At 54.6% G+C, this 13,540-nt stretch carries 15 protein-coding genes; 6 read left to right on the plus strand and 9 right to left on the minus strand.

Going from position 1 to position 13,540, the window contains the following annotated elements:
* Positions 1-56: 56 nt before the first annotated feature.
* The 3 genes from VW41_12970 to VW41_12980 form a co-directional block, all read right to left on the minus strand.
* Positions 57-716 (minus strand): hypothetical protein, encoded by a 660-nt coding sequence (locus tag VW41_12970; GenBank protein AJZ89878.1) that lies wholly within the window; start codon positions 714-716, stop codon positions 57-59.
* A 90-nt stretch (positions 717-806) separates the two neighbouring features.
* Positions 807-1,847 (minus strand): lytic murein transglycosylase, encoded by a 1,041-nt coding sequence (locus tag VW41_12975; protein ID AJZ89879.1) that lies wholly within the window; start codon positions 1,845-1,847, stop codon positions 807-809.
* Positions 1,848-1,922: 75 nt separating this feature from the next.
* On the minus strand, positions 1,923-2,198 hold the full coding sequence (locus VW41_12980; protein ID AJZ89880.1) for a hypothetical protein: 276 nt from the start codon (positions 2,196-2,198) through the stop codon (positions 1,923-1,925).
* A gap of 126 nt (positions 2,199-2,324) precedes the next feature.
* Between VW41_12980 and minC the strand changes: the two genes are divergently transcribed.
* From minC to minE, 3 genes are read left to right on the plus strand one after another with little or no spacing between them, the layout of a single operon-like run.
* Positions 2,325-3,035: a septum formation inhibitor gene (minC, locus tag VW41_12985; protein ID AJZ89881.1), complete on the plus strand. Its 711-nt coding sequence runs from the start codon at positions 2,325-2,327 to the stop codon at positions 3,033-3,035.
* A 24-nt stretch (positions 3,036-3,059) separates the two neighbouring features.
* Complete coding sequence (locus VW41_12990; protein AJZ89882.1) at positions 3,060-3,872, plus strand: cell division inhibitor MinD; 813 nt, start codon at positions 3,060-3,062, stop codon at positions 3,870-3,872.
* A 3-nt stretch (positions 3,873-3,875) separates the two neighbouring features.
* Complete coding sequence (gene minE, locus VW41_12995) at positions 3,876-4,151, plus strand: cell division topological specificity factor MinE (protein AJZ89883.1); 276 nt, start codon at positions 3,876-3,878, stop codon at positions 4,149-4,151.
* Between the two features lie 139 nt (positions 4,152-4,290).
* On the opposite strand, the gene VW41_13000 is transcribed toward minE, so the two are convergent.
* The 5 genes from VW41_13000 to VW41_13020 all read right to left on the minus strand — a co-directional run bounded on the left by VW41_13000 (position 4,291) and on the right by VW41_13020 (position 10,677).
* Positions 4,291-5,400 (minus strand): ribonuclease D, encoded by a 1,110-nt coding sequence (locus tag VW41_13000; GenBank protein AJZ89884.1) that lies wholly within the window; start codon positions 5,398-5,400, stop codon positions 4,291-4,293.
* A gap of 81 nt (positions 5,401-5,481) precedes the next feature.
* Complete coding sequence (locus tag VW41_13005; GenBank protein ID AJZ89885.1) at positions 5,482-7,200, minus strand: long-chain fatty acid--CoA ligase; 1,719 nt, start codon at positions 7,198-7,200, stop codon at positions 5,482-5,484.
* A 168-nt stretch (positions 7,201-7,368) separates the two neighbouring features.
* Positions 7,369-7,959: a membrane protein gene (locus VW41_13010; protein AJZ89886.1), complete on the minus strand. Its 591-nt coding sequence runs from the start codon at positions 7,957-7,959 to the stop codon at positions 7,369-7,371.
* A gap of 43 nt (positions 7,960-8,002) precedes the next feature.
* Positions 8,003-8,698: a hypothetical protein gene (locus VW41_13015; GenBank protein ID AJZ89887.1), complete on the minus strand. Its 696-nt coding sequence runs from the start codon at positions 8,696-8,698 to the stop codon at positions 8,003-8,005.
* A gap of 68 nt (positions 8,699-8,766) precedes the next feature.
* Positions 8,767-10,677: an ATP-dependent helicase gene (locus tag VW41_13020; protein ID AJZ89888.1), complete on the minus strand. Its 1,911-nt coding sequence runs from the start codon at positions 10,675-10,677 to the stop codon at positions 8,767-8,769.
* 128 nt (positions 10,678-10,805) lie between these two features.
* Between VW41_13020 and VW41_13025 the strand changes: the two genes are divergently transcribed.
* Positions 10,806-11,150, plus strand: coding sequence for an endoribonuclease L-PSP (locus VW41_13025; GenBank protein ID AJZ89889.1), 345 nt, complete (start codon positions 10,806-10,808; stop codon positions 11,148-11,150).
* Positions 11,151-11,171: 21 nt separating this feature from the next.
* Here the strand turns inward: VW41_13025 and VW41_13030 are convergent, their stop codons facing one another.
* Positions 11,172-11,372, minus strand: a complete 201-nt coding sequence (locus VW41_13030) for a hypothetical protein (protein AJZ89890.1) — start codon at positions 11,370-11,372, stop codon at positions 11,172-11,174.
* A 62-nt stretch (positions 11,373-11,434) separates the two neighbouring features.
* On the opposite strand from VW41_13030, the gene pabB reads away from it, so the two are divergent.
* Positions 11,435-12,802, plus strand: a complete 1,368-nt coding sequence (gene pabB / locus VW41_13035; GenBank protein AJZ89891.1) for an aminodeoxychorismate synthase — start codon at positions 11,435-11,437, stop codon at positions 12,800-12,802.
* A gap of 3 nt (positions 12,803-12,805) precedes the next feature.
* The gene (locus VW41_13040) at positions 12,806-13,402 is read left to right on the plus strand and encodes an NUDIX hydrolase (GenBank protein ID AJZ89892.1); all 597 of its coding nucleotides are present in this window, start codon (positions 12,806-12,808) and stop codon (positions 13,400-13,402) included.
* Positions 13,403-13,540 lie beyond the last annotated feature (138 nt).

The following is a 13,540-nucleotide window of genomic DNA, read 5'->3' on the forward strand; positions in this document are numbered from 1 at the left end:
TTATAAACAGTCTGACACCCGGATGCAAGTTTTGCCGCCCTGAAGCGGCAAATTGTTTATAAAACGCGCGTCGTCAGACTATGGCCGGCAAAGCTCACTTCCAGCTCATCGCCGCTAAGCAGCGGGCCTACGCCTTCAGGAGTCCCCGTCAGGATCACATCCCCCGCGCGCAGGGTGAAGAATTTGCTCATGTAAGCAATCAGCGGCACTATCTTGTGAATCATGTCTTCAGTATTACCCTGCTGCCTGATTGCACCGTTGATCTTCAGCTCAAGCGGAGTATTTTGCGGATCGTGAGTAAACTGCGCCGCAGGGATAAACCCGGAGATTGGGCAAGAGTTATCAAACCCCTTCGCTTTTTCCCACGGCTGGCCAGCTTTTTTCAGTTTGGCCTGCAGATCGCGCAGCGTGAGGTCCAGCGCAACGCCATAGCCGGCAATAGCTTTCTGGACGTGGGCTTCGCTTGCCTGCTTGAGGGTTGAGCCAATCAAAATCGCCAGCTCCACTTCATGGTGTACGGAGCCAAATTCCTGCGGCAATGCCAGCGGCTGACGAATATCACACAGCGCGCTTTCAGGCTTGATAAACACCACCGGCTCGTCCGGCGTGGCACTGCCCATCTCTTTAATATGTTTGGCATAGTTGCTGCCAACACAGACTACCTTGTTTACCGGAAAATCCAGCAGCGCACCCTGCCAGTTATGATGTTGATACATGCCTTTCCTCTGTGTCGTTTGTGTTAACTGCCTTTGATACTAGATAAAAAAATCCCCGCTGAATACCGGGGAAGTGTTTCTAAGCGTGCCTTATTGGGCAATGGCATCCGCCATTTTACCAATGCTAATGGCAAAATAGTAAGAGCGGTTCCAGTGCATAAGGGTACGGAAGTTGTTGTAGACGAGGAACGAACGATCCAGACCATCGTCTGGCTTCACCAGCCAGGCCGTTTTTGAGGAGGCAGGGAGATGGGTTCCTCCCGGCAGCGTTATCCCTAGTTTTTTCCACCGGGCCACAGGCTTGCCCTGCCCCGGACTGGTGCCCAGCAGTGCGGTATTAAAGCCTGCCGGCAGTTTCACCTCATAGCCCCACGCCCCGCCACGCTGCCAGCCCTCTACCGCCAGGTAGTTTGCCGTGGAAGCAAAAACGTCTCGGGTGTTATTCCAGATATCAATTTTACCGTCTCCGTCACCGTCTTTGCCGTAACGCAGCAGCGAACTCGGCATAAACTGGTTTTGCCCCATCGCCCCGGCCCACGAGCCCTTCATCTGCGCCGCGCTGGCATTACCCCGCTGGATGATTTTCAGCGCGGCGATGAGTTCATTGGTAAAAAATGCTTCGCGGCGGCCCTCAAAAGCGAGCGTCGCCAAAGCAGAAATGACGTCTTCTTTACCCTGAAGCTTGCCGAAGTGACTTTCCATTGCCCAGAGGGCGACGATATAGCGGCTTTGAACCCCCGTATTCGCACTGACTTTTTCCAGCTCAGCCTGATGAAGCTTCGCCAGGCTACGCGCCTGTTTTATTTTTGCGGGGGTGATAACGCGGTTTAAATAGTCATCAAGCGTTATTTTCTTTTCCAGTTGATTGCGGTCGGATTGAATGACCCGATCAACAAAATGAATATTGGCAAAAGCTTTTGTCAGCGTTGCATTGCTGATGCCCTGCACTCTGGCTTGTTGCTTTAATTTTTCGACGTAAGCCGGGAATTCAGCCGGGTCTCGCCCTTGTTCAGCGAGCGTTGTGGCTTGAGGCACTGAGGCGGCAGAGGCCGCCTCTGCGGGGCTGAGATAACCGGCCCCGTTGGCGAGAATTAAGGCGCTGAAGGTATAACGCAGGGCTGCATTTTTCATCGTCTTTTCCGCAATAATGTGTTTTACACATTTTCAGGCTGAATACCTGGAAAAGATTGGCCTTCAGTCCGAAAATTATTTTTTAGGACTCTTTTCCAGGTGCATGGTGAGCAAGCTTTCTACTGGCGGTGGGATCTGTAAATAATAACCCTCATTTTCCAGCGCCTGTTTCACTTTATCCAAATCGGCATTAGCCAGTTTTTTACTGCCGTCCAGCGGCAACAGCATCGACAGTACCGGTTTACCAAAGCCTTTCATCAGCTCTTCCGGCACGCGAGAGAAATCGTCTTTTTTTTCGACATAAAGATATGTCTGGTCACGTTTAGTACTTCTGTAGATCACACAAAACATTTTTTTTACTCTATTTTCGCCAGCGAGTGGCTTGCCTGAATATAAGCTGGACTATAACATGCCTGATGTACTTCGGAATATCGTCCCACAATTGTGGGGATTGAAACTGAATTGAGTAAGGTCAGGATGTCAAACACGCCAATCGAGTTAAAGGGCAGCAGTTTTACCTTATCTGTGGTTCATTTGCATGATGCACAACCTGAGGTTATTCGCCAGGCTCTGGAAGATAAAATCGCCCAGGCTCCCGCATTCTTAAAGAATGCCCCGGTGGTCGTTAACGTCGCCAGTCTCGATGGTTCCGCCAACTGGAAGAAAGTACAACAGGCCGTCACCGCAACTGGTCTGCGCGTTGTGGGTATCAGCGGCTGTAAAGATGAGGCCCTAAAGGCTGAGATTGAGCGCGCTGGCCTGCCCTTGCTGACCGAAGGAAAAGAAAAGGCCGCAAGAACGCCGAAAGCTGCACCTGCAGAGCCCGTTGTGGTCGCCGCGCCGGATGTTACACCGGTCACAAAAACGCGTTTAATTGATGCCCCGGTCCGTTCCGGCCAGCGCATTTATGCGCCAAACTGTGACTTGATTGTGACCAATCACGTCAGCGCCGGTGCAGAACTTATAGCAGATGGTAATATTCATATTTACGGCATGATGCGTGGTCGTGCGCTGGCTGGTGCAAGTGGCGATCGTGATGCACAAATATTTTGTACTAACCTGGTAGCAGAGCTTGTTTCTATTGCGGGCGAGTACTGGCTGAGTGAGCAGATCCCAGCCGATTATTATGGAAAAGCGGCTCGCCTCAATCTGGCGAGTGGTGCGCTCTCCGTTCAATCTTTGAATTAAGCCCTTTTAACAAGGAAATCCTTTATGGCACGCATTATTGTTGTTACATCGGGTAAAGGGGGCGTTGGTAAGACCACGTCCAGCGCGGCCATCGCCACGGGTCTGGCCCAAAAGGGAAGAAAAACCGTCGTTATTGATTTCGACATTGGCCTGCGTAACCTTGACCTGATCATGGGCTGCGAGCGCCGCGTTGTGTACGATTTCGTTAACGTTATTCAGGGCGATGCCACGCTGAATCAGGCGCTTATCCGTGATAAACGCACTGAACAGCTCTATATCCTGCCTGCTTCACAAACCCGCGATAAAGACGCCCTGACCCGCGAAGGCGTGGCCAAAGTGCTGGAAGATCTGAAAAACATGGACTTCGAGTTTATCGTTTGTGATTCCCCGGCAGGTATCGAAACCGGCGCGCTGATGGCGCTGTACTTTGCAGATGAAGCGGTGATTACCACCAACCCGGAAGTCTCTTCGGTGCGTGACTCAGACAGGATCCTCGGCATTCTGTCGTCCAAATCCCGCCGCGCTGAGAACGGTGAAGATCCGATTAAAGAGCATTTATTGCTGACCCGCTACAACCCAGGTCGCGTCAATAAAGGCGATATGCTGAGCATGGAAGACGTGCTCGAAATTCTGCGCATTCCGCTGGTTGGCGTTATCCCGGAAGACCAGTCAGTGCTGCGTGCGTCCAACCAGGGCGAGCCGGTGATTCTTGACGGTGAATCGGATGCAGGCAAAGCCTACGCCGATACCGTGGAACGCTTGCTCGGCGAAGAACGCCCTTTCCGCTTCATTGAAGAAGAGAAGAAGGGTTTCCTGAAACGCCTGTTCGGAGGATAAGTTATGGCATTACTCGACTTTTTTCTGTCACGAAAAAAGAACACCGCCAACATCGCGAAAGAGCGTTTACAGATTATTGTTGCTGAGCGTCGCCGTAGCGATGCGGAACCGCATTACCTGCCACAGCTGCGTAAGGACATTCTCGACGTGATTTGCAAGTACGTGCAAATCGACCCGGAAATGGTCAGCGTCCAGTTGGAACAGCGGGATGGGGATATTTCAATTCTGGAGCTGAACGTCACGCTCCCGGAAGCGGAAGAAGCCAGTAAGTCGGCCTGAATAAAAAGCCCCCTGCATTTACAGGGGGCTTTATTTTTACGCAGTCACTTAACGTTTATTAAGATCTTTCTCGTTGCAGTCCGCTAATATATTTCAACCTGAGAATAATACTGTAATTATTCCCAGGTCATATAAGCAATCAGTATTCCGCCAGTAATTTCGTTAACGCTTCTGCCATTAATTCTGCCCGCCAGCCGCTAATTAATTCCGGCATCACGTTTTGTGGCTTCAATTTCCAGTGCCAGTTTAACAGCTGATTGATTTGACGACGGGAGGCTAATAATTCGGCACTCAGCCCCTGGGCCTCACTCACCTCCTGCACCAGCGCTTTAATTGCCTTAAACACTTTACGGTAACCCGGCATATCCACCAGATTTTGCAGCGGCTGGGGCAGCTCGCTTTCAGGCAGCGCCTGCGCCTCAGCAACCAGAGCAATAAGCGTTTTACCGTGGAAGCGAATTTCGCTGCCGCTCAGACCAAGCGAATCCAGTTCCCCGAGAGAGCCAGGCATATATCTCGCCACCTGCCACAGGTTTTCTTCACGGACGACAAAATTCACCGCCATGTCGCGCTCGCGGGCTTTGCGCAAGCGCCAGGCCGCCAGCTTCTTGAGGCAGGCCAGTTGCCGGGTACGAAGCTGCCAGGCATTGCCTATTTCGCGCCAGGCCTCTTCCGGATCAAGCTGATCGCGACGGCGGGAACACATCAGGTGGCACTCATCGAGAGCCGCATTGATCCAGCCCGCAGCTTTCGTTTCGGCCATCAGTTTTTCCGCGATAGGCAGCAAATAAAGCACGTCTGCCGCCGCATATTCGCACTGCCGCTCGGTGAGCGGACGCGCCAGCCAGTCGGTGCGCGATTCACTTTTATCCAGCGCAATACCGGTGTAGGACTCAACGATGGTGGCAAAGCCGCAGGACAGCGGGCGGCCGGTAAACGAAGCCAGAATCTGGGTATCGATAAATGGATCGGGCAGCATGCCAAAGGCATTCAGGAAGACTTCGAGATCTTCGCTGCCCGCGTGCAGATACTTGATGGTGTCAGGATCCTGCAGCAGCGCTTTGAACGGCGACCAGTCGCTGATAGTTAAGGGATCTATCAGCGAAACCTGCTGGCCGTCATAAAGCTGGATCAGCCCCAGCTGCGGGTAGTAGGTACGGGTGCGAACAAATTCGGTGTCCAGCGCCAGGGCGGGGAACTGACGAGCAGCCTGGCAAACGGCGGCCAGCCCTTCATCGGTAGTAATCATCTGGTAAGTCAAATTCAGTTCTCTTAGGTTGCGCCCATAAAAAATGCCGGCGAACCGGCATCAGGACGAGTGACTTGGAGCTCAGGCGCTATTGTTGCCTGTCTTGCCCGCTTCGTCACGCAGTTCTCGTCGTAAAATTTTCCCGACGTTCGATTTTGGCAGTTCAGTGCGGAATTCAATCAGTTTCGGCACTTTGTAGCCGGTTAATTGACGGCGACAGAAGGCGATAAGCGCCTCTTCCGTCAGCGCAGGATCTTTTTTCACCACAAAGATTTTCACCTGCTCCCCGCTCACGCCGGCAGGTACGCCGACGGCAGCAACTTCGAGCACGCCTTCATTCTGCATCACCACGTCTTCAATTTCGTTGGGATAAACGTTAAATCCGGAAACGAGGATCATGTCTTTTTTGCGGTCAACGATGTTCATAAAACCTTCGTCGTTCATCACCGCAATATCTCCGGTGCGCAGCCAGCCATCTTGCAGAATTTCATCGGTCTCTTTCGGACGCTGCCAGTAGCCCAGCATTACCTGTGGGCCTTTAACGCAAAGCTCACCCGGTTCGCCCGGCGGAACCTCATTGCCGGCATCATCTATCAGTTTTACATCGGTAGAGGGTACCGGCAGGCCAATAGATCCGCTGTGGTAATCTATATCATGCGGGTTGGCGCTGACCAGCGGCGCACATTCCGTCAGGCCGTAGCCTTCAAGCAGGAAGCGCCCGGTGAGTTTTTCCCAACGTTCAGCAACGGCGTGCTGAACTGGCATACCGCCGCCCGCGGAGAGGTGCAAGCTCGAGAAATCCAGCTGCTGGAACTCTTTGTTGTTCAGCAAAGCGTTAAACAGCGTGTTCACGGCGGTCATGGCGGTGAAAGGATATTTCGCCAACTCTTTAACCAGACCAGGAATATCACGCGGGTTGGTAATCAGCAGGTTCTGGCCACCAATGTCGATAAACAGCAGGCAGTTAATGGTCAGGGCAAAAATGTGGTAGAGCGGCAGCGGGGTTACAACCAACTCTTTACCCTCATGCAGTAGCGGGCTGTATGCCGCTCTGACCTGCTCAAGGTTGGCCAGCATGTTACGGTGCGTCAGCATGGCACCTTTGGCTACGCCGGTTGTCCCCCCGGTGTACTGCAGGAAGGCTAAGTCTTCATTAAGAATTTCAGGCTTGATGTACTGCATGCGGTAACCGCTTTGCAGCGCCCGGCGGAAAGAGATGGCGTGCGGCAAATGGTATTTCGGCACCAGGCGCTTGATGTACTTCACGACGAAGTTGACCAGCGTGCCTTTGGCCCCGGAGATCTGATCGCCCAGGCGAGTCAGGATCACATGTTTCACCTGCGTTTTTTCGACCACTTTCTCCAGCGTATGGGCAAAGTTTGACACGATGACAATCGCGCTGGCGCCGCTGTCGTTCAACTGGTGCTCCAGCTCTCGTGGCGTATAGAGCGGGTTTACGTTAACCACCACCATGCCGGCGCGCAGGATGCCGAACAGCGCGACAGGATACTGCAGCAGGTTTGGCATCATCAGCGCCACGCGGTCGCCTTTTTTCAGGCCCAGCCCCTGCTGAAGGTAGGCGGCAAATGCCCGGCTGCGCTCTTCCAGCTTGCGGAAGGTCATCACCTCCCCCATGTTGATAAACGCAGGCTTATCGGCGTAGCGAGTGACGGCCTGCTCAAACATATCAACCAGGGATTGATAGCGGTCGGGATTTATTTCAGCCGCAACGTCGGCCGGGTAGCGGTTAAGCCAAACCTTATTCAAGGATCCACCTCTGAAATTATTATTTGTCGTCATCACAACCCCAGGGAATACATTTCGTTAACATAATATTAACTCAGCGTACCAGTTTATTAATTAGCCTGATTAAAGGTTGCGAAGCACATCACTAAATTTTTTCATCCGTCCTGGATAAAAACAAACAGCGGCCAGGCCGCTGTTTGAAAATATTTTAAAAACAACAGATTATTCGGTTACAACGGTTTGCACCTGTGCAGGCCCCGGATTGTACCAGCCGCCCCACATATCGTAATGGTGGCGATACGGGTAAGGCCCGCCCCAGAACCACGGATCGATTGGCTGCGGCGGCATGACGACCTGCTGAACCACGTTCCAGCGCTTGTATCCCGTCGCCTGCATGGTCATGAATTTATACGGCGTCTGGCCAATCTTGCCTTCTGCTGTGCCGGTGATTGGCCCAACGACCGTGACCAGTTGATTACGGAAATCCACCGGATCAAGGAAACCATTCACGTCAGCATAAATACGCCCATGTGAAGGCTCATTCAGCGCCGGTCGAGCCCCCTCATCGAGGCTAACAGTGGCAATCTCAAGACGCGTTTTGCCCTGCAGGTTGTCCACATTCACCACTCGCCCACCAAAGCGCGCTTCCTGCCCAACGTAGAGCTGCGGCGCATTCATCACCACCGCCAGGTCCTGCTGCGGGGTATCGGAAGTCCCTTTGATGGCATCCGGTACGCTCACGCAGCCGCTCAGTACCAGCGCCGCAGCGGCGGCCAGCAGCCAGCTGCATTTTTTGACATTATAAACAGCCATACCTCATCTCCTTAACCTCCCACGCCGTATGGCGGGGTGGGTCTTACTCTCTGCCAGGTAGCTTTTTCCAGGTGACTTCGTTACGCAGATAGACCGGCTCAGCATGTTCTACGGCAACAGTTTTTCCGGCATGAAACGCCTGCTGCGCCAGAGGAAGCATGTCCTCAGCTTCAGGCAGCGTGGTTTCACCGTCCTGCAATGAAAGCCCGCTATCCTTCGCCATATCAGGCCATGCCTGCCAGCCTGTTCCGACTGTAGCCCAGGTGCCGCTCAGATGCTTCAACCGCCCGGCAACGTCTTCAGGCTTGAGGACGGCTTCGCTTTCTTCGCCGTGCCATACGCCCTGCTCATCACGGACATACTCAGCCCAGTAGACTTCGCCCATGCGGGCATCTATTGCGGCGAGCACGCGAGTGGCCCCTGTTCTGCGCCATGCCCCCTGAGCCATCGTCGCCAGCGTTGAAACGCCAATCATCGGCAGCTCAGCGCCCAGCGCCAGCCCCTGCGCGATACCAATCCCAATTCGCACGCCGGTAAAACTGCCCGGCCCACGCCCGTAGGCAAGTGCGTTCACATCAGACAAAGTAATCCCGCCCTGGTTCAGGATCTCTTTGACCAGCGGCAAAATTCTTTGCGTGTGTTCACGCGGGCAGAGCTCGAAATGGGCGTAGGACGCCGCGTCGTTTTGCAGGGCAACAGAACAGGCTTCTGTTGCAGTATCGATGGCTAAAATTCGCATGGGCTTGCCAACCTCTGGCGGAGATAAGGTCAAAAAACGGCGCGCATCATACCATAGCCTGGCACAAATTACTGCGCGCCTGAGGCATTGAGGAACTCAACTGCCCGATTTATATCCCTGGTACGTGGCGTAGGAGGCAGGCTGTTGAGGAAAACAGCGCCGTATGGCCGCATGACAAGACGGTTATCGCAGATAACCAATACCCCACGGTCTTCCACATCTCGTATCAGGCGACCCACGCCCTGCTTGAGGGTAATCACCGCGTCGGGCAGTTGCACCTCGTCAAACGGGTCGCCGCCGCGGATACGGCAATCCTCCATTCGGGCCTTGAGCAACGGATCGTCCGGGGAGGTAAAGGGCAACTTGTCGATGATGACCAGGGAGAGCGTGTCGCCCCGCACGTCTACGCCTTCCCAGAAACTGCTGGTTGCCACCAGCAGGGCGTTACCGGCCTCAACAAACTGCTGTAGCAATTGACCCTTGCTGGTCTCCCCCTGCAGCAGCACGGGCAACGTCATGGTGGCCCGGAACTGCTCGGCCAGGTCTCGCATCATGGCGTGGGAGGTACAAAGCATAAAGCAGCGCCCGTTGTTGGCTTCGATAAGCGGACGCAGCAGGTTAGCCAGGTGGCGGCCAGCGTGGGGCTGATTGGGCGTTGGCAGCCCCCTCGGCACACACAGCAGCGCCTGTTTGGCGTAATCAAACGGGCTGGCAAGCAGCAGCGTTTCCGCGTCGTCGATGCCCAGCCGTTCAGTGAAATGACTCATTTTGTCATTCACCGCAAGCGTGGCCGAGGTAAAGACCCAGCATCCTGCTTTTTCCCGGATAACTTCCTTAAACTTGTCGGCCACGGAAAGCGGCGTCAGGGCCAGCGTGAAATGGCGGGCGTTACATTCATACCAGTAGCTGTAGCCCGGCTGATTAATCTCTTTCAGCCTTTTGATTCGCCCGCGATAAATCACCGCGCGTTCAAAAGCGGCATCCAGCAGGGCTGAGCGCCCCAGAGAAAGCTTCGCCACGTCATAGCACAGCTCCAGCGCGTCATCGAGCAGCAGCAGAGAACGCTGAATATTGGCGTCCGCAAGCAGCTCGCGTAAGTTGCCCCGGTAGCCAGGGTCGCCTATTTGCAGGCGGAAATCCTGCGTGCGCTGGGCCAGGCTGTCGGCACTTTTTTGTAGCTGTTGGGCATCACGGACTTCTGTGCGATAGGCAATAGAAATGTCTTTGGCGAGGTCGAGTAGCTGTCGGCTGGAGATAGACTGGCCAAAGTACTGGCTGGCGATATCCGGGATCTGATGAGCTTCATCGAAAATCGTTACCTCAGCCTCAGGAATCAACTCCGCAAAGCCACTCTCTTTCACCACCATGTCGGCCAGGTACAAGTGATGGTTCACTACCACCACGTCGGCGTCCATCGCCTTTTTGCGCGCCTTGACCACGAAACAGTCCTTATACTGCGGGCAGTCCTGCCCCAGGCAGTTGTCGTTGGTACTGGTGACCATCGGCCAGACGGTGGAGTCTTCGGCGACGGTACCACAGGTACTGATATCGCCATCCACGGTTTCGCTGGCCCAGCCGCGCAAATGCATCACGTCGCTTAACGCCTGCACCGGCAAATCACCGCCCGCCAGCGACTGCTGTTCCAGCCTTTCCAGACAAAGGTAGTTAGAGCGCCCTTTCAGCAGCGCCACGCGACCGGTAAATTTCAGCGCGCGCGATATCGTCGGCAGATCGCGGGAAAACAGCTGATCCTGCAGCGCTTTCGAGCCGGTAGAAATAATGACTTTTTTGCCAGAACGCAGCGCGGGGGCAAGATAAGCGTAAGTTTTCCCTGTACCAGTGCCGGCTTCTACCACCAGCTCACCGCCGGCTTTAATCGCCCGGGTTACGGCCTCCGCCATTTCGCGCTGCGCCTCACGCGGCTTGAAACCGGGAATGACCTTAGCCAGTTGGCCGTCTGCTGCAAAATCGTCCGTCACGTTACCCCCTGGTTAAATTGCCAGTGATTATGTCAGCCCCGGCGAGGTTTATCCAGCCAGGCGGTAGCACCGGGCTGCGGATTGTGGCAGTCTGTGCCGCACATATCGTTTGTTGTTAAGGAGTTGCCATGAGTATTGCGCGTATTAAACCTGAAGCCCGCTGGTCTGATGCGGTTATCCATAACCAGACCGTGTACTACACCGGCGTGCCAGAAAACCTGGATGCCGACGCTTATCAGCAGACGGCAAACACCCTTCAGCAAATCGACACCCTGCTGGCCGAGCTCGGCAGCGATAAGACCCGCATTCTTGATGCAACGATTTTCCTGCCCGATGGCGAAGATTTTGCGGCGATGAATAAAGCGTGGGATGAGTGGGTCGTGGCGGGTAAAGCGCCGGTACGCTGCACCGTACAGGCTAAGTTGATGAACCCGCGTTACAAAGTGGAAATCAAAATCATCGCCGCCGTGTAACGCTAAGTCGCTGAGGCCCGGCTAGTCCTGCGGGTCTTCTTCTTCGCCGTCTTCATCTTCAAAGCGTACGACGATGTTACCTCCGGTATGCGAGGCACGGATCTCACTGGCAACCAGGGCGATGGCTTCGCCGCTGCTCATGCCGTCGGCCATCAGTTCGTGAATACGCTCGACGGCCTGCTGCTGCTGCTCGTGGCTAAGCGCCGGTAATCCTGAAATCATATTGAACTCCTGTTACAGTGCTGAAGTCGCTATTTTACTCTGCTCCTGACGATGCTACCAAGATGAATGTTACAACCTCCCCCGCTTTTCGCGAACTCAGCTGGCAGGCCGATGCCGTTCAGCACTATTTCCGTGCTGTTTCCGCTCAGCCCTGGGCCATGCTGCTTCATTCTGGCTTTGCCGAACACCCGCATAATCGTTTCGATATTATGGTCGCCAGCCCGCTTGCGACGCTGGTCACCCGTGGCCAGGAAACCGTTATTGAACGCGACGGCCTTTCATCGCGGTACGGCGAATGCCCGCTGGAGCTGTTACAGCAAACGCTGGACAGCTTTGACCTGACCACCCCACCCAATGCCGATATCCCATTCTGCGGCGGTGCGCTTGGGTTATTCAGTTACGATCTGGGCCGCCGCTTTGAAAAACTCCCGGCGACGGCTGAACAGGATTTAACCACGCCGGACATGGCCGTCGGCATTTATGACTGGGCGTTAATTGCAGACCATCACCTGCAGCGCCTGACGCTGGTCTGCCGGGGAGACATTGAGGCTCGTCTGGCCTGGCTGAATGCACTCTCCCCCCGGCAGGAGATTCAGCCTTTCCGGCTGACCAGCCAATGGCAGTCCAATATGTCCCGGGAAACATACGGTGAGAAATTCCGCCAGATCCAGGCTTATCTCAGAAGCGGGGATTGCTACCAGGTCAACCTGGCTCAGCGATTCAGCGCCAGCTTTGAAGGGGATGAATGGCAGGCTTTCGAAACGCTAAATCAGGCGAACCGCGCGCCGTTCAGCGCTTTTCTGCGGCTACCGCAGAGCTGTATTCTTAGCCATTCCCCGGAACGGTTTGTACTGCTTGAGGACAAGCAAATCCAAACTCGCCCGATTAAAGGCACTCTGCCTCGCCTTGCCGATCCGCAGGCAGACGCCGCGCAAGCCGAACGCCTGGCTAACTCAGCCAAAGATCGCGCTGAAAATCTGATGATTGTTGATTTGCTGCGAAACGATATCGGCCGCGTCGCAGTCCCGGGCAGCGTCAAAGTGCCGGAGCTTTTTGTCGTGGAACCTTTCCCGGCGGTACATCACCTGGTGAGCACCATTACCGCCGCGCTGCCCGAGACGCTTAGCGCCTGCGATCTATTGCGCGCCACCTTCCCCGGCGGTTCAATCACCGGTGCGCCCAAAGTTCGGGCCATGGAAATTATTGAAGAGCTCGAGCCTCAGCGTCGCAACGCATGGTGCGGTAGTATCGGCTACATTAGCTTCTGCGAAAAGATGGATACCAGCATCACCATCCGCACGCTGACTGCCGAAGGCGGGAAATTATACTGTTCTGCCGGGGGCGGGATCGTCGCCGACAGTAACGAAGCGGCGGAATATCAGGAAACTTTTGATAAAGTTAATCGTATCCTGCCCTTACTGGAGAATTAATGCATGCCTGGTTCGTCCCTGACGCTGAATGATTTCCTTGCCCGATTTCAACTGCTACGCCCGGCAGACAGCGGGCCGGTCAGCAACAAACGTCAGGCGGCGGTACTGGTGCCGATTGTGCGGCGGCCTCAGCCGGGGCTTTTGCTCACCCAGCGCTCGCTGATGCTACGCAAACACGCCGGTCAGGTGGCCTTCCCCGGCGGAGCGGTAGACGACACCGACAGTTCGCTGATAGCCGCCGCGCTGCGGGAGGCGCAGGAAGAAGTCGCCATTCCGCCAGAATCCGTCGAGGTTATCGGTACTCTTCCCCCGGTAGACAGCGTGACCGGTTTCCAGGTAACGCCTATTGTTGGCATCATTCCCCCTGATTTGCCGTGGCGCGCCAGTGAAGATGAAGTCTCTGCGGTGTTTGAAATGCCGCTCGCCGAAGCGCTGCGCCTTGGGCGCTATCATCCGTTAGATATTCATCGCCGCGGCAATGCGCATCGCGTCTGGCTCTCCTGGTATCAACGCTATTTTGTCTGGGGCATGACGGCGGGCATTATTCGCGAACTCTCTTTACAGGTAGATAGCGATCCAGGCGACACTTTAAAACGCTGAAAATGGCTATATTTAAGCAACAGAAAGACCATAAATCATCTGCTATTAGGTGATTTATGGTTAAGCATTAGTTTAATTCATGTGAATAGTTTCCTGGTGGAACCAATAAATTTTTAAACTAGCGCTTAGCCATTTCAA

This window comes from Klebsiella michiganensis, from assembly GCA_000963575.1.
GTDB classification, from domain to species: Bacteria; Pseudomonadota; Gammaproteobacteria; order Enterobacterales; family Enterobacteriaceae; genus Cedecea; species Cedecea michiganensis_A.